Origin of the sequence: Labedella gwakjiensis, assembly GCF_003014675.1 — a bacterium.
Lineage (GTDB): Bacteria > Actinomycetota > Actinomycetes > Actinomycetales > Microbacteriaceae > Labedella > Labedella gwakjiensis.
The window spans coordinates 2,814,386-2,834,202 of record NZ_PYAU01000001.1 but is presented as its reverse complement, the minus strand read 5'-3'; the positions used below and the strand labels follow the sequence as shown (position 1 = coordinate 2,834,202).

The window sequence follows — 19,817 nt, the reverse complement described above, 5'->3', positions numbered from 1 at the left end:
GTGTGTACGGCTGATGTAACGGCGAGTTAACGCGGGATATTCCCGAGCATCTCCAGAGCGAGGTCGACGGTCGCAGCACGTACGGCCGAGCGGTCACCCGCGAGGTTCGCCTCTCTCACCTCCACGGCGTCACCGTGACTGATCGCGACGAAGACGGTACCGGGTTCTCGACCGCCCTGGGAAGCCGGGCCCGCGACTCCCGTGGTCGCGATCCCGATGGTCGCCGCTCCCCCTGACGTGGCGAGCGCGACACGCACGCCGATCGCCATCTGACGGGCCACCTCGGGGTGCACGGGACCCTCGCTGTCGAGCAGGTCGCGATCGACGCCGAGGAGCGACGCCTTCAACTCGGTGTCGTAGGCCACGACGGCGCCCCGGACGACCGCGGACGCGCCCGCCGGAGCGATGAGTGCCGCTGAGACTGCTCCCCCGGTCAGCGACTCGGCGATGGCCACCGTCTGCCCCGCGTCCGCGAGGGACGAGATCAGCTCGGCAGCGTCCACGGTCACGATCGCGTGCGGCGCGCGGCGCGGGCGCCGCGAGCCTCGGCCGCGATGTAGTCGACACCGCTCGCGACCGTGAGGACGAGAGCAGCGGCCATGAGGACGCCGTTCACCACGAACATCCAGTCGCCGAGCAACTCCGGGAGCGGGGCGAGGGCGAAGGAGATCGCGATCGCCTGCACCACGGTCTTCAGCTTGCCCATCCATGCGGCGGCCACGACGTGATCCGACAGCACGATCATCCGGTGCACCGTGATCCCGACCTCGCGGACGAGGATGACGACCGTGACCCACCACGGGAGCTCTGTCAGGATCGAGAGGGCGACGAGCGCCGCGCCCGTGAGGACCTTGTCGGCGATCGGATCGAGGAGCTTTCCGAGATCCGTGACCTGGTTACGACTCCTCGCGATGTGGCCGTCGATGCCGTCCGTCGCGATCGCGAGCACGAAGAGTGCGGTGGCGGCCCATCGGAGACCGCCGCCCGCACCGTCGTCTGCGAAGAGCAGCCAGAGGAAGACGGGTGCGAGAAGGATGCGGACGATCGTGATCGTGTTGGGCAGGTTGAGGTTCGAGGATCGCGAACCGACCACCTGAGCGTCATCGGTCACGTCGGTCACTCCCTGCCGGTCAATCCCCAGGCGTCCTCGTCGGACTCCGCGTCCACCACAGGATATCCCGCGAACTGGTCATCGACCGGGTCGCCGCCGGCATGAGACGTGCTCGACGACGCCGCGGACGCCGACGTCACCGGTGCAGCCGACGGGGTCGAGGCCGGTGCGCCCGCCGGCTCCTCGCCACGCATGCGCGCCATGACCGAGGGCAGCTGCTCCGCTGTGACGAGCACGTCTCGGGCCTTCGATCCCTCCGACGGACCGACGACCTCGCGGGACTCGAGCAGGTCCATGAGGCGGCCTGCCTTGGCGAAGCCCACCCGCAGCTTGCGCTGCAGCATCGAGGTGGAGCCGAACTGGGTCGACACGACGAGCTCGGTGGCCGCGAGCAAGAGCTCGAGGTCGTCGCCGATGTCCGCGTCGACCTCTTTCTTCTCGGCGACCTGAGCGACGTCCGGTCGGTAGTCCGGGCGGGCCTGGGCCGTGACGTGCTTGACGACCTTCTCGATCTCGGACTCCGCGACCCACGCGCCCTGGACCCTGACGGCCTTCGACGCACCCATGGGGAGGAAGAGGGCATCGCCCTGACCGATGAGCTTGTCGGCCCCCGGCTGGTCGAGGATGACGCGGGAGTCCGTGACGCTCGCCACGGCGAACGCCAGTCGGGAGGGCACGTTGGCCTTGATGAGACCCGTGACCACGTCGACCGAGGGTCGCTGCGTCGCGAGCACGAGGTGGATACCGGACGCCCGCGCCAGCTGTGTGATGCGGACGATCGAGTCCTCGACGTCTCGCGGTGCGACCATCATGAGGTCGGCGAGCTCGTCGACGACCACGAGCAGGTAGGGATACGGCTTGAGGACCCGTTCGCTTCCGGGCGGCAGCACGATCTCCTCGGCGATGACAGCCTTGTTGAAATCATCGATGTGGCGGAACCCGAACGACGCGAGGTCGTCGTACCGCATGTCCATCTCCTTGACGACCCACTGCAGCGCCTCTGCGGCTTTCTTCGGGTTCGTGATGATGGGGGTGATGAGGTGGGGTACACCGGCGTAGGGGGCCAGCTCTACTCGCTTCGGGTCGATGAGGACCATGCGCACCTCGGTGGGCTTCGCCCTCATGAGCAGGCTGGTGATCATCGAGTTGACGAAGACCGACTTTCCGGAGCCGGTGGACCCGGCGACCAGGAGGTGGGGCATCTTCGCGAGGTTGGCGACGACGAACCCTCCTCCGACGTCCTTGCCGACGCCGATGGTCATGGGGTGCGTGCTCGCGGTCGCGGCGTTCGACCGCAGGACGTCGCCGAGGGTCACGATCTCGCGGTCCGTGTTCGGAATCTCGATGCCGATCGCGCTCTTGCCCGGGATCGGCGAGAGGATCCGCACCTCGTTCGAGGCGACGGCGTATGCGAGGTTCTTGGACAGCGCGGTGACGCGCTCGACCTTCACGCCCGGCCCGAGCTCGATCTCGTACTGGGTGACGGTGGGGCCACGGGAGAATCCGGTGACCTTCGCGTCGACTCCGAACTGGTCGAGCACGCTGGTGATCGAGCGGACGGCCTCGTCGTTCGCCGCGGAGCGCTGCTTCGCGGGAGAGCCCGCACCGAGCGCCGCCGTCGAGGGGAGGCGGTAGGGCTGGGCCGGCGCCGTCGGCTTGGCGAGCGCGCCGTCGTCGTCTCCCCGCAGCGCGACGCTGCCGAGCCCGGGAAGCATCTCGGTGTCACCCGAGACGGTGTCGTCGTGGAGCCCCACACCGGCCGCAGTCGACCCCGAGTAGTCCGCGACCGCGCGCTCGGCCGCCGACAGATCGCCCAGGACCTCGGTGTGCATCGTGGAGGCAGCCACGGGAATCTCCGGCTCCACCGGCGACTCGAATCCGCCGGACGTGCCTCCGCTCAGCAGTTCGGTCATGTCGTCGACACCGCTCGACTCGAAGGTCGGAGCGTCCTCGCGGCCGCTCTTGTTGCGGCGCCACCACGGGAGGCTGTCGGGACTGTCGTCACCGTCTGCCTCATCGAGGACCTTCGTACGCCCGTCCGGCGCGCCCTCCTCGTGCTCGGCTCCGAACATCCACGCCCACAGTTGGCGGAGTCGTGCCGGGACCTTGGCGGGAGGGGTCTTCGTGATGATGAAGAGGCTGAGCAGGGTGAGGAGGGAGAGCACGACGATTCCGCCGATGGGCGTGATGACCGCTGCGAGCGGCGCGCCAGCGAGCCAGCCGAGAAGGCCGCCCGCGAGAGCGAGGCCCGGGAGTCCACCCTCTCCGGGGCTGGGCTGCCCGCCCGCTATGTGGCAGATACCCGTGACACCGAGGAAGAACAGGCCGAGTCCGATTCCGATGCGGCCGTTGTCGTGGACGGACGACGGGTGACGGAAGAGCCAGAACGCCAGAATGAGCATGATGACGGGTAGCGCGAAGGCCACGCGTCCGAAGAGGCCGCCGAACGTCCAGGCGTCGAGGGTGCGCGCGACCTCGTCAGCCGTGCCGAACCACTCGACCGCCATGCCGGCGACGGCGAGGAGCACGATGAGGAACGGCACGCCGTCACGCCGCTGCTCCTTCGACAGGGTTTCGGCGCCGAGAGCACGAGCAGCCCCACCGACGAGGTGCGCGAGACCCATCCAGGCACGGACGAAGACGTTGACGCCCTTCTCGGGCTCGGGCTCCGGCAGCTTGACCGTCTTCGAGCGGGCGCGCGATGGCGTCGATCGTGGGGTTGCGCGGCCTTTGCCGGTCGACTTGGTGCTCGTGGCCATGATCACCACCGTACGACGAACCCCCGTCATCGCCCGGGATCGACGCGGGTTTCGGCGCGAGTGGGCACCGAACCACCCGACCTGAGCGGATCAGGCGAGCGCTTTGGCCATCGTGTCCGCCCGGTCGTCCGAGCGCACGACGACATACCCCTCGCTCACGTACAGGCGCTGCGCGAAGTTCCCGCGATCGACGCTGAGAGAGAGCCGCGCGTAGCCGCGCGACCGTGCGAGCGAGGCGACACCCCTCAAGAGTTCGCGGCCGACGCCCTGCGCCCGCCACAACGGACTGACGCCGAGCGTCAATTCCGGAACGCCTCCGGCGACGAAGCCGTGGCCGGGCTTCGACTGGTCGAACAGACGGAACCAGCACGCCCCGATGGGATCGCCCGACACCGACTCCGCGACGAGACCGGCATCCGCCGGGCGCATCCATCCCGAGATGTACGGAGCGAGGGCCGGGTCGGCGAGCACCTGGACCCGCGGCCGCCGCGAGGACGGCGACCAGTTGGCCGCCTCGACGAGCATGTCGGCGAGGAATCGCGCATCCTCACCGATCGCGGGTCGCAACAGGATTGCCGTCATGACCGAACCATAGTGCTCGAACGTTTCGTCGCCGTTTCCGAACGGTCAGATGCGGATGGCGTCGATGGGCTTCACTCTCACGGCGACCACGGCGGGGATGATGCCGGCCAGCGCTCCGACGGCCGTCGCCGCGACGAGGCCGAAGACGGCGGCGCTCATCGGGAACGGGGGCAGGTCCTCGACCATTCCTTGAGTGATGATCTCTTCGACGATCGGGAGCTTCACGAGGAGGACGGCGAGCATCACGCCGAGCGCACCGGCCACCGCTGTCGCGACGACGGACTCCATCATCACCGAGAAGAACACGCGTCCCGACGTGGCACCCATCGAGCGACGGATACCGATCTCGCGGATGCGCTGCCGCACCGTCACGAGGGCGATGTTGAGCAGTCCGAGCGCGCCGAGGAGCAGGATGACCGCTCCGATCCCGAGCGCCATCATGCGCAACGCCGCAGTCGGATCGTCCATGAGGGCGCCGTAGTCCGTCCGGTAGACGTCGACGGAGTACCCCTCACCGAGCCGCGACGACATGTCGCTCGAGACGAGCGACATGAGCTGCTCCCCCGAGTCCTCCGGCACCCACATCTCGTAGGACGGGTAGAGCTGCTCGAAGGTCCCGGCGGGCAGAGCCGCGATCGCGGACGATGCGAGCATCATGAGGCCGGGCTGCTCGTCCCACGACGGAGTGGCGTAGACCCCGACGATCACGAGATCCGCACCCTCGAATCTGTTGGAGGAGATGACGGGATGCGTGGCCAGATCCGGCGAGCCCAACTGTTCCCACAGGAACGTGTTCACCACGACCGCCGGTGCGAGCCGCTCACGGTCTCCCGGCGCGAACCAGGAGCCCTCGACCATCCGCGTCCGGTGAAGGGTCGCATAAGGCTGATCGACGTACACGATCGACGCGTCCATCGCCCCTCCGGGCAACTGCACGGGCGCGTAGTCGTAGGCCACGCGGGTCGCGTACGCGATCTCGAACCGGTCGAGCGTCTCGAACCAGGCCTCATCGACCTCACCGGGGACGACCGTGCGGTTCGGTGAGACGTTGCCCGTCATCGTGAACGGGCGCCCGGACGATGCCTCCGCCTGCTCGAGCACCGCCTGCTGGGCGAGGTCGGTGACGGCGACACTGGCGGAGAGGGCGCAGACGGCCAAGGTGACACCGACGAGCGACAGCAGCACGCGGCCCCGGTGGACGCGCACCTCCTGCCACGCCTCGACGACGGCACCGACGAACGATGTGAGAAAACGCATCAGCTCGCCTCCTCGGCGTCGGTGTCGGAGCCTGCGTCGGAGCCGGAACCGACGAGCTCGTACGAGACGGCGGTCGGGTCGAGCTCGGGGGTGAGGGTCCCGCGCACGAGGCGGAAGTGACGATCACCCCTCGCCGCGATGGCCGGGTCGTGGGTGATGACGACGAGAGCCGCGTCTCGCTCCCTGACGATCTCGTCCAGGAGATCCATCACGGATTGGCCTGTCTCGAGGTCGAGCGCACCCGTCGGTTCATCCGCGAGGATCAACCGCGGCGAGCGCACGAGCGCCCGCGCGATCGCCACGCGCTGCTGCTCACCGCCGGAGAGGCTGCCGGGGAGGGCGTCGAGGCGATGCGCGAGGCCGACGCGCTCGAGCATCTCCCTGGCGAGTCGCTCTCGGCGCCAGAACGACGGCCCGCTTGCGTAGATCAGCGGGACCACCGCGTTCTCGGTAGCCGTCCGACCCTCCAGCAGATTGAACTGCTGGAAGATGAAGCCGATGTCGCTGCCCCTCAAGCGGTCGCGTCGCCCGGACCGCATGGTCCGCACGTCCACGTCGTCGAAGCGGAGCGCTCCAGTGGTCGGCAGGTCGAGAAGACCGAGCATGTTGAGGAGGGTGGACTTGCCGGAGCCCGAGCGGCCGACGATCGACACACGATCTCCGGGCTCGACCGTGAGGTCCACCCCCGAGAGGATCGTGAGAGGGTCACCGTCCGGGATCGGGACCGTCCTGGTGACGTCCTCGAGCTGGAGGAGACTCATCCCTCCATCGATCCGTCGTCGCAGAACACCGAACCGTCCGGCTGCTCGATGCAGTCATCGGCGGGGACGTCGGTCGCATCGTCGACGGGCAGGAACTCGAGGACCTCTGCGCCCTCGTCCACTCCCGACGTGATCTCGACGGAGGACCCGTCGTTCAATCCGAGTCCGACGGGCGTCTCGACGGGCTCGCCGTCCTCGCCCAAGACCCACACGGAACCCTCCTGGGAGTTGCCCTTCACGGCGGTCACAGGGAGGACGAGCACGTCATCGGCTGCCCCGCCCGGAAGCGTGATGGTGCCCGTAAGCCCGGCGAACACGGTGACATCGGACGGCACGGCACAGCGCACCGTCGCACCCGACGCAGACGCGCCGTCTCCGCCATCGTCCGGGGCGGAACCGTCGCTGCCCTCGAGCGGCACACTGATCGAGAGGTTCGTGCAGGTGAACGAGCCGGGACCGCCAACGACCTCCACGGCCGCCTCCGTGGGCTTCTCCTGCAGGCGGTACTGCTGCTCGGGTGCGATCTGTCCCGTGACGCTGAAGGTGGGCGGCGCGACCGTGGCGACGACGTCGCCGATCGCGACCGTCTGCCCCACGACCATGGGGAGCGAGCTGACGACGCCGGCGACGGGGGCCGTCACCGTCTTCGTGACATACTGCGTCTTCGGCTGGGTGACGACCTCGTTGCCCTCCTCGTCCGTCGAGACGACCGGCTCCGGAATGACCTCCTTGCGAACCACGGCGAGCTCCGTGTCCTTCGCGACGGCGGCCCCCACCCCGACCTTCAACTCGAGGATGTTGCCGTCCAGCGCGGCCTTCGCGTCGGCAGCCGCATCGGCGACGATCGACCCGTCGAGGACCACGTCATTGGCTATGGACCCGCGTTCGACCGTGATGATGGATTCGGCCACCGTCCCGGTCGGATCGATCGAACTCGTCTCCTCCATGTTCTCGGGGAAGAACGCGACCTTCACGAGTGCCACCGCGATCGCTGCGAACACGACGAGCCTCGCGATCGGGAAGATCCATTTCCGCCAGACGCCCATCGGCCCACCCTTCGTCGCGGCCCCCATGGGCTGTGCGATCCGCGAAAAGCATATTGGGGCAATCGACCCGGAGGAATCATCCTGTGGGAGGAAACTCCGGAGGTCCGGCGGAGGGTGAGCCTCGGTCAGGCCTCGATCACGAGCGGCACGATCATCGGACGACGACGATACGAGGTGTTCACCCACCGGCCCACCGTGCGACGGACGATCTGCGAGAGCGCGTGGGTATCGCGCACCCCGTTGGCTGCGGCCTCGGCGAGCGCCGCCGCGATCTTCGGCTTGACGGCGTCGAAGACGGAATCGTCCTCCGCGAAGCCTCGGGCGTGCACTTCCGGCTCGACGATGAGTCGACCGGTCTGGGCCTCCACGACGCAGATGATCGAGATGAACCCCTCCTCACCGAGGATCCGCCGGTCCTTGAGATCGGCGTCGGTGATCTCGCCGACCGTCGAGCCGTCGACGTAGACGTAGCCGAGCTCGAGCTGGCCGACGACGCGCGCGATTCCGTCCTTGAGGTCGACCACGGTGCCGTCCTCTCCGAGGATCGTGTTCTCGCGGGGCACGCCCGTGTCGATCGCGAGCTTCGCGTTCGCGGAGAGGTGCCGGAACTCGCCGTGGACGGGCAGCACGTTCTTCGGCTTCAAGATGTTGTAGCAGTAGAGCAGTTCGCCGGCCGCGGCGTGCCCGGAGACGTGGACCTTCGCGTTGGCCTTGTGGACGACGTTCGCACCGAGCTTCGTGAGACCGTCGATCACCCGGTACACCGCGTTCTCGTTGCCGGGGATGAGGCTCGATGCCAGGATCACCGTGTCGCCTGGCCCTGGCTCGATCGCGTGGTCGAGGTTGGCCATCCGGCTGAGGACGGCCATGGGCTCCCCCTGGGAGCCTGTCGACATGAAGACGATCCGGTCGTCGGGGATGTCGTGCGCCTTGCGGTAATCGACGAGGATGCCGTCCGGCACGTGGAGGTAGCCGAGATCGGCCGCGATCCCCATGTTCCGGACCATCGAACGACCGAGCAGCGCGACCCGACGCCCGTTCGCCGCCGCCGCGTCCAGGACCTGCTGCACACGGTGAACGTGGCTCGAGAAACTGGCGACGATGACACGGCGCGGTGCCTTCGCGATCACGGCATCGAGGACGGGGCCGATCGCCCGCTCGAGCGGTGTGAAGCCCGGGACGTCGGCGTTCGTGGAATCGCACAGGAACAGGTCGACGCCCTCCTCCCCCAGGCGCGCGAAGGCGCGCAGGTCGGTGAGCCGACCGTCGAGGGGCAACTGGTCCATCTTGAAGTCGCCGGTCGCGAGCACGAGGCCGGCACTCGTACGGATCGCCACGGCGAGGGCGTCGGGGATCGAATGGTTCACGGCGACGAATTCGAGCTCGAACGGACCGAGGCGCTCGACATCGCCCTCCCTCACCGTCAACGTATACGGCTTGATCCGGTGTTCCTTGAGCTTCGCCTCCACGAGCGCGAGGGTGAGTCCCGACCCGATCAGGGGGAGATCGCCCTTGAGGCGGAGCAGGTAGGGCACGGCCCCGATGTGATCCTCGTGACCGTGGGTGAGGACGACTCCCACGACATCGTCCAGGCGATCCTGGATCGGTGAGAAGTCGGGGAGGATGAGGTCGACGCCCGGCTGGTTCTCCTCCGGGAAGAGCACACCGCAGTCGACGATGAGGAGCTTCCCGTCGATCTCGAAGACGGTCATGTTGCGACCGACCTCACCGAGTCCCCCGACGGGGATGATGCGCAGCGTGCCGGCCTCGAGTGCCGGCGGTTCGATGATGGGGCTTGTCATCGGCCCTCTTCCTGTCGTGGGTCCTAGCGTGTCGTTCCGTGCACCTTGGGCAGCGCACCGCCCGCGGCGGCGTTGCGATCCGGGCGGAAGTTCGAGAAGTCCACGCCCGGGATGTCCGTGACGAGATCGATCTCGTCCTCGATCTGCGCGGCCTCCCACTCCTCCGGCCCCACGAGCGGCAGGCGGACACGGGGGCTGCCGATGCGCCCGAGCCCGTGGAGGATGTACTTCGCGGCGACCGTTCCGGGTACGTGGGTCATGACGGCGCGCACGAGAGGCTCGAGGCGACGATGTGCGGCTGTCGCCGCCGCGAGGTCGCCCGCATTCACGGCATCGACGATCTGGCGGTACGGCGTCGCCGCGATGTTCGCCGTCACGCCGATGAGTCCGGACGCGCCGATGGACAGGTGCGGCAGCACGTTCGCGTCATCGCCCGAGAAGTACAGGAGGTCGGTCTGATTGAGCACGCGGCTGACCTCGGAGAAGTCGCCCTTCGCATCTTTGATCGCGACGACGTTGGGGTGCTTGGCGATCCGCAGGATCGTCTCGTAACGGATCGGAACGCCGGTCCGCCCGGGGATGTCGTAGAGGATCACCGGGAGATCGGTGGCGTCGGCGATCATCCGGAAGTGCGTGAGGATGCCGGCCTGTGTCGGCTTGTTGTAGTAAGGGGTGACGATCATGACGCCGTCGGCGCCTGCGCGTTCGCTGGCGCGGTAGAGCTCGATCGCGTGGGCGGTCTCGTTCGAGCCGCCCCCCGTGATGATCTTCGCGCGGCCGTCGGCCACGGACTTCCCCACCTCGACCAGACGGAGCTTCTCGGCATCCGTGAGAGTCGACGTCTCACCGGTCGTGCCCGTCACGACGATGCCGTCGGCACCGGCGGAGATGACGTCGTCGATGTGCTTCTCCACGTCGTCCCACGCCACCTCGCCGTCGTTCGTGAACGGCGTCACCAGCGCGACGAGGACCTGGCCGAAGGGATTCTTCACGTGAGTCACGACTCCAGGTTATCGGTTCCTTCGCAGGCTCGACGGGAGGGGTGCCCACCCGCGCTCGCCGCGGTTAGGCTCAGGAACACGCGGGCGTCGATGGGCGAATCCGCGAGACGGACAGCTCCGTCGACGACATCACGGAGGACACCATGGCAGTGACGAGTGAAGCGACCACCGTCTGGAACGGGAGCCTGTTCCAGGGCTCCGGAACCGTCTCCCTCGACTCGTCGAAGACGGCGACGCTCGGAGTGGACTGGAAAGCCCGGTCGGAGGGCTCCGACACCACGACGACGCCGGAGGAGCTGCTCGGCGCCGCCCACGCCTCGTGCTTCTCGATGGCCTTCGCGAACGCCCTCACCGAGGCCGGGTTCGAGCCCCACAGCATTCAGACGACCGCGGCCGTCACGTTCCAGCCAGGGACGGGCATCACCGGAAGCCACCTCCTCGTGAGTGCGACCGTGCCCGGCATCTCGGCCGAGGACTTCGAGCGCATCGCCGACGAGGCCAAGGCCGGCTGCCCGGTGTCCCAGGCTCTCTCCGGTATTCCCATCACGATCGAGGCGAGCCTCGCATGACCGCCGGACGATGCGAGGTGTCCCGATGAAGGTCGTGGTGGCCGGCGCCGGCGGACTCATCGGCCGCGCCCTCATCTCGAGGCTCCGGGCGGACGGCGACGAGGTCGTCCGGTTGGTCCGGCGTGCGGCGAACGGATCGGACGAGTCGACGTGGGATCCGGACAACGGGCGCGTGGACCGACGTGTCATCGCTTCGGCCGACGCCGTGGTGTGCCTCTCGGGTGCGTCGATCTCGCGCCTCCCGTGGACGCCGCGCTACCGCCGGACCATCCTCGAATCCCGCCTGACCACCACGACCACTCTCGCTCACGCCATCGCGGACTCCCCCACGCCTCCGAGCGTGTTCGTCGGAGCCTCGGCCTCCGGCTTCTACGGCAACCGACCGGGACAGGATCTCGACGAGACGAGCGGACCGGGCACCGGTTTCCTCAGCGGAGTCACGACCGCGTGGGAGAAGGCCGCCCGGGGCGTCGGCGACACCACCCGGCTTGTTCACGCGCGCACCGGCATCGTGGTCGCCACGGACGGGGTCCTCTCGCCCCTCATGCCCATCACACGCTTCGGTCTCGCCGGTCCGCTCGGCAGCGGGCGTCAGTACTGGCCGTGGGTCTCCCTGACCGACGAGGTCGGAGGCATCGTGCACGCGCTGCGCGGCGATATCTCGGGCCCGGTCAACCTCGTCGGTCCCACGCCGGCGACGGCCGGCGAACTGATCCGGGGGCTCGCGACACGCTTGTCGCGGCCGTACTGGCTCCCGGTTCCGGCGTTCGCCATCCGCGCAGCCCTCGGTGCGGCCGGGGACGACCTCCTGCTCGTCGACCAGCGCATCCGTCCTGCCGTCCTCGAGAAGACCGGCTACGTCTTCGCCCACCCGACGGTCGGAGAGGCGCTCGACTCGGCGCTCAGCGCTCGAGCTTGATCGCTTCGCGGATCGCGGCGCGCGCACGACGGCGGTCGCCCGCGCCGTCGTAGGCGAGGCCGAGACGGTACCAGGGGCGCCAGTCCTCCGGAGCCTCCTCCACCGCCGTGCGGAACGCGGGGAAAGCCTCGTCGACCGCCTCTCGGTCGAGCCGGCCGCTCGGGCGTGCGGGGAACTCGTCCGTCGGAAGACCCCCCTCGGACTCGAGCTGTCGGCCGAGCCGCTCAGCAGCGAAGCCGAACAGCAACTCGCGGGTCAGTGCCCAGGCGCCGATGATCGGCAGCACGATGAGGGCTACACCGATCGCGACGGCGACGGGCTCTCCGGTGAGGACGAAGAGGACGGACCTCTGCCCCACCAGGACGAGGTAGAGCGCCAGAAGGAGCGCCATCACGACGACGGCGATCCGACTCTTCATTCCGCCTCCGGGAGCGCGATGCCGAGGTCGATGAGCCGCTCGAGCCCGACGACCAACCCACGCGCATCCCGTGCGGCGGGCAAGGCCAGGCGGATGCCGGCGTCATAGGCCTCGCCCGGCTCGATGGTCTCGTGGGTGATCGTGAGCGCCTCACCGTCTCCGCCGAAGACGACATCCTGGCGCGCGATGACACCGCGGAGACGCATGCTGTGGATGGGGATGCTCGACACCTGCTGACCACGCGCGCGCTGGTCGATGTGGGGCGCCTCGACCGGACCGTTCGCAGAGCGTGCCGCCGCCATCAGTTCCGCCGTCCGCACGGCCGTTCCGCTCGGCGAGTCCACTTTCGACGACCGGTGCGCCTCCACGATCTCGATGGAGTCGAAGAACCGGGAAGCAACCGCGGCGAGGCTCGTTGCGACGACGGATCCGAGCGAGAAGTTCGGCACGACGACGATGCCGCGATCGGTTCCCGAGAGCCGCGATCGGAGGTCGGCGAGCCGGCGGGCCGACCAGCCGGAGGTTCCCACGAGGACGTTCGAGCCGCCGGCGATCGCGTGTTCCACGATGAGCGGGCTCACGGCCGGAGCCGTCACATCGACGACGAGATCGGCGCCGTCGAGGTCGGAGAGGGGGCTCGAGGAGTCGAGGGACGCGACGAGCTCGAAGCCGTCCAGATCGTCGACGATCCGGGCCACGAGGCTGCCGAGCTTTCCCCGCGCTCCCGCGACGGCGACGGTTGTGGTCATGCTCCCAATCTACAGGCGCGCCGATACGATCGAGGTCGTGGTTGCCTTCATCGAACGCGCGACGGACGACCCGATCGCGCACGCTCTTCTGACCGAGTACTTCACGAGCCGCGAGCTCGGCTTCACCGGAGGCACCTACCGCATCGTGCACCCGGACCCTGCGCGCTTCACTCCCCCGGCCGGTGTCTTCCTCGTCGTCGAGGACGACGAGGGGCGACCCGTCGGCTGCGGCGGCATCCGCTCCCTCGATCCGACACGCTTCGAGGTGAAGCACCTGTTCCTCCGCCCCGAGACCAGGGGTCGAGGGTGGGGCGGATCGCTTCTCCGCGAGCTGGAACGCCGGGCCGCCGACCTGGGTGCCGTCGACATCGTGCTCGACACGAACTCGAGCCTCGCCTCCGCAGCCGCCCTCTACCGCTCAGCGGGGTACGAGGACGTGGAGCCGTACAACGACAACCCGAATGCGACGAACTGGTACCGCAAGGTCCTCGCGGACTGACCACCGGCTTCCCGCGCCTAGACCGGGAGGGGATCGGGGAGGCCGGTTCGCAGTTCGACGGGGAGATGGGAGAGGTCGTTGTGCACGAGCAGGCTCCACGGTCGGCCCGGCTTGCGGTGGAGGATCGTGAGTCCGCAGTTCGCCTGATCGATCGTCATCCACTTCCACGCGGGGGCGGCGAGCACCTCGCGGACGAACCACGAGATGACGAAGTTGTGGGTGATGAGCACGTCGTGCCGGTCGCCCGGTCGAGGCGCGAGGTACTCGGCGACGGCATCGGCCATCTGCGCCGTACCCGCCTCCACTTCCTCGTCGGTCACCGACCCGAAGAACGGCAGATACGCCGACGGGGTCTCCGGTGTGCGGCCGGTGGGAACGCAGTCGAAGAGAAGAGCGGACGGCTCAGGCGAAACGGACGGGAGCCGCTGGGCGACGATGGTCGCGGTCTCTGCGGCACGTTGAAGCGGCGAGTGGTAGGCGGCTGTGAGAGGCAGCCCGCCGAGCCTCTCGGCGAGGAGCTGCGCCTGGCGGCGTCCGCGGGCCGAGAGCGGTCCGTCACCCATGCCGTGCTGGGCGTCCTGCTGCTCGCCGTGGCGCACGAGGTAGAGGTATTGGGACATTGTGGCGTTCCTCCTCGTTCCTTCCGGAGATCCGCGGCCCGACTGAGGTCCCGTGGGCAACCGTGTGACGTGACCGGACGGAAGGCGACGGTGCGATTCGTCGTTCCCAGCCTACGTCAGAGGACTGCGAACGCGGAGGTCCGACGGGCGGTGCGTGGAGAATCCGAACGACTCAGGAACTGACGCGGTCGAGTTCGACCATCTGCGTCCGGGTGAGCTGCACGCCGGTGGCCGCGACGAGATCGTCGACCTGATCGGGCCTCGAAGCGCTCACCACCGGTGCTGTCACGGTCTGCTTCGCGAGCAGCCAGGCGAGGGCGATGGAGGTGGGCGACGTGTTGTGCTCTGCGGCCACGTGATCGAGCACGGAGAGAATGCGCAAACCACGACGCCCGAAGTGCGCGGACGCTCTGGCCGCCCGGGAACCGCCTCCCACGAAGTCGGCACGAGACCGGTACTTCCCCGTGAGGAATCCGTTGCCGAGCGCGTAGTACGCCAAGACGCCGAGCCGTTGGCCACGTGCGACGAGTTCGGAATCGCCCTCGAATCCGCGGCGACTGAGAAGGCTGTACTCGTGCTGCAGCCCGACGAAGCGCGGCAGTCCCGTCGACGCGAGGATGCGTGCCTCGACGATCCGGGCCGGCGTGAAGTTGGATGCGGCGAGGTAGCGCACCTTGCCGCTCTCGATGAGCCAGGCAGCCGTGCCGAGGGAGTCCTCGAGCGGAACGGTCTCGTCGTCGGTGTGGAAGAACAGGAGGTCGATGTGATCGGTCTGAAGCCTCTCGAGGGAGGCTTCGACCGCGCGCACCATGTTGACGGGACCGAGTCCGGGAGCATCGGGGTGTCGGCCGATCTTCGTGGACACGACCATGCGATCGCGGTTGCCTCGGTGTGCCATCCAGGCTCCGATGCGAACCTCGCTGAGCCCTCCGGCGTAGCTGTCCGCAGTATCGATGAAGTTGCCGCCGTAGTCGGCGTAGCGGTCGAGGATCCCCCGGGTCTCGTCCGCGGAAGCCGTCCAGCCGAAGACGCTGCCGCCGAGACCCACCGGGAAGACGCGGAGATCCGTGTCGCCGAACGGACGACGCAGCCTCTCCCCGATTCCGGGGATACCGGGCATCACACCGATGGGTGCAGACGGGTGCGCACCCGCAGCCAGGGAGGCCTCGACGTCGCGAGACGGAATGCCGCCGCTCGGGGTCGCACCGTCGGGGTTCGCACTGCTCGGAAGGAACCCGGGGCCCGAGTGGAGACGGGGCGCGAACTGACCGATGTCGACCATGCCGCTCCCCCTTCCACGGACCGATTCCCAACGTCCCGTGAGGGAAGGCTATGTCACACCCATGACATCAGCGACGCGGACGCGTGGCCGCCGGATGACGCTTTCATAACGATTGCGCAACGGCCGTCCGACAGCGCTTTCCTGGGTCTGCAGCAATGCGGAACGGCCCGCCCCCCAACAGGGGACGGGCCGTTCCGATGCGATCCGAGCGATCAGGCCTCGACGGTAGTCTCGGCCGGGGCAGCGTCAGACGCTGCCTCCTCCGCGACGACCGGAGCGAGCGACAGCTTGCCGCGGTCGTCGATCTTCGTGATCTCCACGAGGATCTTCTGGCCGACTCCGAGGACGTCCTCGACGTTCTCGACGCGCTTGCCGCCCGCGAGCTTCCGGACCTCCGAGATGTGGAGGAGTCCGTCCTTGCCCGGGAGGAGCGAGACGAACGCACCGAACGTCGCGATCTTCACGACCGTGCCGAGGAACTGCTCGCCCACCTCGGGGTTGGTCGGGTTGGCGATCGCGTTGACCTGTGCGCGTGCGGCTTCGGCCGACGGACCGTCGACAGCACCGATGTAGACGGTGCCGTCCTCCTCGATCGAGATGTCTGCACCGGTCTCGTCCTGGATGGCGTTGATCGTCTTGCCCTTCGGGCCGATCAGCTCACCGATCTTGTCGACGGGGATCTGCACGCTGATGACGCGCGGCGCGGTGGGCGCCATCTCGTCAGGAGCGTCGATCGCCGCGTTCAGCACGGCGAGGATCGACATGCGAGCCTCCTTCGCCTGCGTGAGCGCAGCGGCGAGGACCGAGGCGGGGATGCCGTCGAGCTTCGTGTCGAGCTGGATCGCGGTGACGAACTCGCTCGTTCCGGCGACCTTGAAGTCCATGTCGCCGAGCGCGTCCTCCGCGCCGAGGATGTCGGTGAGGGCGGCGTACCGCGTCTGACCGTCCACCGTGTCGGAGACGAGACCCATCGCGATTCCCGCGACCGGAGCGCGCAGCGGCACACCGGCGTTGAGAAGCGACAGGGTCGACGCGCACACGGAGCCCATCGACGTGGAACCGTTGGAGCTCAGCGCCTCGGAGACCTGACGGATCGCGTAGGGGAACTCGTCACGAGCCGGGAGCACCGGCACGAGGGCACGCTCGGCGAGGAAGCCGTGCCCGATCTCGCGACGCTTCGGGCTGCCGACGCGGCCGGTCTCACCGGTCGAGTAGGGCGGGAAGTTGTAGTGGTGCAGGTAACGCTTCGACTTCACCGGGGAGAGGGAGTCGATCTGCTGCTCCATCTTCAGCATGTTGAGCGTCGTGACGCCGAGGATCTGCGTCTCTCCGCGCTGGAAGATGGCGGAACCGTGCACGCGCGGGATGACCTGCACCTCGGCGTCGAGCGGACGGATGTCGGCGAGGCCACGTCCGTCCATGCGGACACCCTCGGTGAGGATGCGACCGCGCACGATCTTCTTCGTGACGGCCTTGTACGCACCGCTGACCTGCGAGAGCACGTCGGAACCGAGCTCGCCGGCCTCGACCTTCGCCTGGATCTCCGCCTTGACGCGGTCCTTGAGCGCGTCGTCGGCGTTCTGACGCTCGACCTTGCCGGCGATCTGGTAGATCGCGGCGAGCTCGTCGTGGGCGAGAGCGTCGACGGCGGTGTACGCCTCGTCGGAGTACGGGAGGAAGACCGGGTACTCCTGGATCTCCTTCGCGCTCTGCGCGGCCAGTTCGGCCTGAGCCTTCACGAGAGACATGATGAACGGCTTCGAGGCTTCGAGGCCCTCGGCGACGACGGCCTCGTTGGGCTTCGTGGCGCCGCCCTGGATGAGGCCCCAGCTGTGCTCGGTGGCCTCAGCCTCGACCATCATGATCGCGACGTCCTCATTGCCGTTCTCGTCGGTGACGACACGGCCGGCGACGATGATGTCGAAGACGGCCTCCTCGAGCTGCGAGACGGTCGGGAACGCGACCCACTGGTCACCGATGAGCGCGAGGCGCACACCGGCGATCGGGCCGGAGAACGGCAGACCGGAGATCTGGGTCGACGCGGACGCCGCGTTGATCGCGAGGGCGTCGTAGAACTCGCCCGGAGCGATCGACAGGACGGTGATGACGATCTGCACCTCGTTGCGGAGGCCATCGACGAACGACGGACGCAGGGGCCGGTCGATCAGACGGCAGACGAGGATCGCCTCCGTGGAGGGACGTCCCTCGCGGCGGAAGAACGAGCCGGGGATCTTGCCGGCCGCGTAGCTGCGCTCCTCGACGTCCACCGTGAGGGGGAAGAAGTCGAAGCCGTCGCGCGGGTGCTTGCCGGCGCTCGTGGCCGAGAGGAGCATCGTGTCCTCGTCGAGGTATGCGGCGACAGCGCCCTGGGCCTGCTGCGCCAGACGACCGGTCTCGAACCGGACCGTGCGGGTGCCGAACTTGCCGTTGTCGAGAACGGCTTCGGCGAATTTGATTTCAGGACCTTCCATTGAGGTCTCTCTCCTTCGTACGTCGGGCGCGACGCGCGCGAGCGACTGCTCGAGCGGGCGCCTCTGACGCGGGGCATGGACAGACAGCTCGTCCCAGGCTGCTCAGCCTGATCGACCTTCCGTAGAAGTGGCTGATCTCCAGTAGAAAATCGCCGTGCATCCTGCACGGAAATCCACCACCGAGGACCAGCTTCTGCCGGGCCTGCTCCGCGTTGCATCGGTCCGACCGGACGGTCGGGCCGGGTTAAGGCTAGCAGACGGTGCTCCGCGGACGCCGGAGGCGCCGTCAGTCTCCCGCACGAGCATTGCTCATCTTTTTTCGGAAGTCGCGTCATGACTCTGTGACTCATGCGTCTCCTGAGGTGGGGGGAAAGTCCGGCGGGGCGACGTCCGCGTCGCTCCGTCGGCTCCTCCTCGTATCCCCTGTACCGACCTCGAGGAGTCTGCCTCTATGCGACACATCTCTCTCACACGATCGGCGGTGGGCATCGGCATCGCCGTGATCGGCCTGGCCGCCATCGCCCTTCCGACAGCGGCGTCCGCCGCCGAGCTCGACGCGATCGACTCCGTGACGATCGTCTCCCCGGATCCCACCGATCCGTCGGCGCCCCTCACCGTCGGCGACGAGTTCACCCTCGACGCAGAGTGGAGCGTCGCAGACGACGCTCAGCCGGGCGACACGTTCGGACTCACGTTCCCGTCGCCCATCTCGGTGGCGTGGACGCAGAACTTCGACCTTCTCGACCCCGACGGCCTCGTCATCGGCTCGTGCGTCGCATCGGGTCAGTCCATCGACTGCACGCTCGGCGACTACGTGCTCGACCACGACGACGTGCACGGTTCGCTGAATGTCCGCGCGACGGCCGTGGAGGCCACGGAGTCCGAGGAGCTCACATTCGAGACCTCAGGGGGCACGACGGTGACGGCTCCCATCCCCGGCGGAGGCATCGTGGACTCCGGCCCGAGCACGGGCCCCGAGCAGATCCGGAAGTACGGAGGCATGACGTCCGACGGCTCGTCAGCGCGTTGGGCTATCGAGGTGCCGATCGAGCACCTCGAGGCACTGGGCGAGGGGGTCGTGTTGACGGACACCTACGACGAACGTCTCACGCTCGACCCCTCGACCGTGTCGGTCGCCTATGTCGCACCCGACGGCTGGGATGCGTGGATCGCCGACGGGACGGCAGAATCGTTGCCGCTCGCCTCCGGCGAGTGGACGTTCACGGACCACCCGACGACGCACAGCTTCGACCTCACCTTCCCCACCCCGCGCGCCGACGGCGGCTGGTACCTCGTCTCCTACTCCACCCCGCTTCCCGCAGACGCGGAGACCGGCGATGTCTTCGGCAACTCCGTGTCAGCGTCGGGGACGAAGCTCGCGGAATCGACGGTCACCTACTCGGACGCCGGCGGAAACGGCTCCGGCTCCCGCGAGCGCAGCCTCGCGGTGACGAAAGCCGTCGCCGGTTCCGGCACGATTCCGGACACCTCATTCGTCGTCCGGGCCTCGTGCGTCAAGGCCGATGGGTCCGCCGTCTCGGACTACCCCGTCGACAAGAGCATCCGAGCAGGCGAGAAGGTCACGTTCGAGAAGCTGCCGGTCGGTGCCACCTGCACGGTGTCGGAGCCGAGCAGCGGAGGAGCGGATTCCGTTCGATTCTCCCCGTCGCCCGTCGTCGAGATCACCGCAGCCTCACCCACGGTGATCGAACTGACGGTGACCAATACCTTCGATGTCGAACCGACGCCGTCGCCGACGCCGCCCGCGCCGACCGTCGAGCCGACGACGGAGCCGACGCCGGGCCCCGCCGCACCGACCACTCCGCCGAGCGACGACCTGGCGGTCACGGGTAGCGCGGACCCGAGCATCGTCATCGGAGGCGCGGCCGCTCTGCTGGCCATCGGCCTGGCTACGGCGCTGGTCGCACGCCGGCGCGCGACGCGCTGACGTCGACAGGCATGACGGGAGGG

The 19,817-nt window shown here is 68.3% G+C and carries 18 protein-coding genes; 4 read left to right on the top strand and 14 right to left on the bottom strand.

What is annotated here, in order from left to right; translation table 11 throughout:
• Window positions 1-26: 26 nt before the first annotated feature.
• The 9 genes from CLV49_RS13310 to dapA form a co-directional block, all read right to left on the bottom strand.
• Window positions 27-509 (bottom strand): CinA family protein, encoded by a 483-nt coding sequence (locus tag CLV49_RS13310; protein ID WP_243696571.1) that lies wholly within the window; start codon window positions 507-509, stop codon window positions 27-29.
• Window positions 506-1,111 carry a CDP-diacylglycerol--glycerol-3-phosphate 3-phosphatidyltransferase gene (gene pgsA / locus CLV49_RS13305; protein ID WP_243696572.1) on the bottom strand — a complete coding sequence of 202 codons (606 nt, stop codon included), beginning with the start codon at window positions 1,109-1,111 and terminating at the stop codon, window positions 506-508. Before pgsA ends, CLV49_RS13310 begins: the two co-directional genes overlap by 4 nt.
• A gap of 5 nt (window positions 1,112-1,116) precedes the next feature.
• Window positions 1,117-3,870, bottom strand: coding sequence for a DNA translocase FtsK (locus CLV49_RS13300; RefSeq protein WP_106565103.1), 2,754 nt, complete (start codon window positions 3,868-3,870; stop codon window positions 1,117-1,119).
• A 90-nt stretch (window positions 3,871-3,960) separates the two neighbouring features.
• The gene (locus tag CLV49_RS13295) at window positions 3,961-4,452 is read right to left on the bottom strand and encodes a GNAT family N-acetyltransferase (protein ID WP_106563966.1); all 492 of its coding nucleotides are present in this window, start codon (window positions 4,450-4,452) and stop codon (window positions 3,961-3,963) included.
• Window positions 4,453-4,497: 45 nt separating this feature from the next.
• Window positions 4,498-5,709: an ABC transporter permease gene (locus CLV49_RS13290; protein ID WP_106563965.1), complete on the bottom strand. Its 1,212-nt coding sequence runs from the start codon at window positions 5,707-5,709 to the stop codon at window positions 4,498-4,500.
• Window positions 5,709-6,470 carry an ABC transporter ATP-binding protein gene (locus tag CLV49_RS13285; RefSeq protein WP_106563964.1) on the bottom strand — a complete coding sequence of 254 codons (762 nt, stop codon included), beginning with the start codon at window positions 6,468-6,470 and terminating at the stop codon, window positions 5,709-5,711. Before CLV49_RS13285 ends, CLV49_RS13290 begins: the two co-directional genes overlap by 1 nt.
• Entirely contained in the window at window positions 6,467-7,516 is a 1,050-nt protein-coding gene (locus CLV49_RS13280; RefSeq protein ID WP_106563963.1) for an efflux RND transporter periplasmic adaptor subunit, read from the bottom strand. The genes CLV49_RS13285 and CLV49_RS13280 overlap by 4 nt, the downstream gene beginning before the upstream one ends.
• A 125-nt stretch (window positions 7,517-7,641) precedes the next feature.
• Window positions 7,642-9,318, bottom strand: a complete 1,677-nt coding sequence (locus CLV49_RS13275; RefSeq protein WP_106563962.1) for a ribonuclease J — start codon at window positions 9,316-9,318, stop codon at window positions 7,642-7,644.
• Between the two features lie 23 nt (window positions 9,319-9,341).
• Entirely contained in the window at window positions 9,342-10,319 is a 978-nt protein-coding gene (dapA, locus tag CLV49_RS13270; protein WP_106563961.1) for a 4-hydroxy-tetrahydrodipicolinate synthase, read from the bottom strand.
• A 143-nt stretch (window positions 10,320-10,462) separates the two neighbouring features.
• Between dapA and CLV49_RS13265 the strand changes: the two genes are divergently transcribed.
• Complete coding sequence (locus CLV49_RS13265) at window positions 10,463-10,888, top strand: OsmC family peroxiredoxin (protein WP_106563960.1); 426 nt, start codon at window positions 10,463-10,465, stop codon at window positions 10,886-10,888.
• A 25-nt stretch (window positions 10,889-10,913) separates the two neighbouring features.
• Window positions 10,914-11,807 carry a TIGR01777 family oxidoreductase gene (locus tag CLV49_RS13260; protein ID WP_106563959.1) on the top strand — a complete coding sequence of 298 codons (894 nt, stop codon included), beginning with the start codon at window positions 10,914-10,916 and terminating at the stop codon, window positions 11,805-11,807.
• Here the strand turns inward: CLV49_RS13260 and CLV49_RS13255 are convergent.
• Both CLV49_RS13255 and CLV49_RS13250 read right to left on the bottom strand, forming a co-directional pair.
• Complete coding sequence (locus tag CLV49_RS13255; RefSeq protein WP_106563958.1) at window positions 11,791-12,225, bottom strand: hypothetical protein; 435 nt, start codon at window positions 12,223-12,225, stop codon at window positions 11,791-11,793. The genes CLV49_RS13260 and CLV49_RS13255 overlap by 17 nt on opposite strands.
• A complete protein-coding gene (locus CLV49_RS13250) occupies window positions 12,222-12,974 on the bottom strand; it encodes a 4-hydroxy-tetrahydrodipicolinate reductase (RefSeq protein ID WP_106563957.1) in 753 nt (250 codons plus the stop codon). Before CLV49_RS13250 ends, CLV49_RS13255 begins: the two co-directional genes overlap by 4 nt.
• Before the next feature lie 37 nt (window positions 12,975-13,011).
• Here CLV49_RS13250 and CLV49_RS13245 point away from each other — a divergent pair, with 37 nt between their 5' ends.
• A complete protein-coding gene (locus tag CLV49_RS13245) occupies window positions 13,012-13,473 on the top strand; it encodes a GNAT family N-acetyltransferase (RefSeq protein ID WP_243696573.1) in 462 nt (153 codons plus the stop codon).
• Between the two features lie 17 nt (window positions 13,474-13,490).
• On the opposite strand, the gene CLV49_RS13240 is transcribed toward CLV49_RS13245, so the two are convergent.
• From CLV49_RS13240 to CLV49_RS13230, 3 genes are all read right to left on the bottom strand, one after another.
• Window positions 13,491-14,093 (bottom strand): histidine phosphatase family protein, encoded by a 603-nt coding sequence (locus tag CLV49_RS13240; protein WP_106563955.1) that lies wholly within the window; start codon window positions 14,091-14,093, stop codon window positions 13,491-13,493.
• 172 nt (window positions 14,094-14,265) lie between these two features.
• The gene (locus CLV49_RS13235) at window positions 14,266-15,375 is read right to left on the bottom strand and encodes an aldo/keto reductase (RefSeq protein WP_106563954.1); all 1,110 of its coding nucleotides are present in this window, start codon (window positions 15,373-15,375) and stop codon (window positions 14,266-14,268) included.
• Window positions 15,376-15,587: 212 nt separating this feature from the next.
• The gene (locus tag CLV49_RS13230; RefSeq protein ID WP_106563953.1) at window positions 15,588-17,846 is read right to left on the bottom strand and encodes a polyribonucleotide nucleotidyltransferase; all 2,259 of its coding nucleotides are present in this window, start codon (window positions 17,844-17,846) and stop codon (window positions 15,588-15,590) included.
• 451 nt (window positions 17,847-18,297) lie between these two features.
• On the opposite strand from CLV49_RS13230, the gene CLV49_RS13225 reads away from it, so the two are divergent.
• Complete coding sequence (locus tag CLV49_RS13225; RefSeq protein ID WP_106563952.1) at window positions 18,298-19,794, top strand: DUF5979 domain-containing protein; 1,497 nt, start codon at window positions 18,298-18,300, stop codon at window positions 19,792-19,794.
• Window positions 19,795-19,817 lie beyond the last annotated feature (23 nt).

Excerpts from the sequence above, each read along its gene's own strand:
- CLV49_RS13300 (WP_106565103.1), bottom strand. The coding sequence starts at position 3,870 with ATGGCCACGAGCACCAAGTCGACCGGCAAAGGCCGCGCAACCCCACGA.
- CLV49_RS13295 (WP_106563966.1), bottom strand. The coding sequence starts at position 4,452 with ATGACGGCAATCCTGTTGCGACCCGCGATCGGTGAGGATGCGCGATTC.
- CLV49_RS13290 (WP_106563965.1), bottom strand. The coding sequence starts at position 5,709 with ATGCGTTTTCTCACATCGTTCGTCGGTGCCGTCGTCGAGGCGTGGCAG.
- CLV49_RS13285 (WP_106563964.1), bottom strand. The coding sequence starts at position 6,470 with ATGAGTCTCCTCCAGCTCGAGGACGTCACCAGGACGGTCCCGATCCCG.
- CLV49_RS13280 (WP_106563963.1), bottom strand. The coding sequence starts at position 7,516 with ATGGGCGTCTGGCGGAAATGGATCTTCCCGATCGCGAGGCTCGTCGTG.
- CLV49_RS13275 (WP_106563962.1), bottom strand. The coding sequence starts at position 9,318 with ATGACAAGCCCCATCATCGAACCGCCGGCACTCGAGGCCGGCACGCTG.
- CLV49_RS13265 (WP_106563960.1), top strand. The coding sequence starts at position 10,463 with ATGGCAGTGACGAGTGAAGCGACCACCGTCTGGAACGGGAGCCTGTTC.
- CLV49_RS13260 (WP_106563959.1), top strand. The coding sequence starts at position 10,914 with ATGAAGGTCGTGGTGGCCGGCGCCGGCGGACTCATCGGCCGCGCCCTC.
- CLV49_RS13255 (WP_106563958.1), bottom strand. The coding sequence starts at position 12,225 with ATGAAGAGTCGGATCGCCGTCGTCGTGATGGCGCTCCTTCTGGCGCTC.
- CLV49_RS13250 (WP_106563957.1), bottom strand. The coding sequence starts at position 12,974 with ATGACCACAACCGTCGCCGTCGCGGGAGCGCGGGGAAAGCTCGGCAGC.
- CLV49_RS13240 (WP_106563955.1), bottom strand. The coding sequence starts at position 14,093 with ATGTCCCAATACCTCTACCTCGTGCGCCACGGCGAGCAGCAGGACGCC.
- CLV49_RS13235 (WP_106563954.1), bottom strand. The coding sequence starts at position 15,375 with ATGGTCGACATCGGTCAGTTCGCGCCCCGTCTCCACTCGGGCCCCGGG.
- CLV49_RS13230 (WP_106563953.1), bottom strand. The coding sequence starts at position 17,846 with ATGGAAGGTCCTGAAATCAAATTCGCCGAAGCCGTTCTCGACAACGGC.
- CLV49_RS13225 (WP_106563952.1), top strand. The coding sequence starts at position 18,298 with ATGCGACACATCTCTCTCACACGATCGGCGGTGGGCATCGGCATCGCC.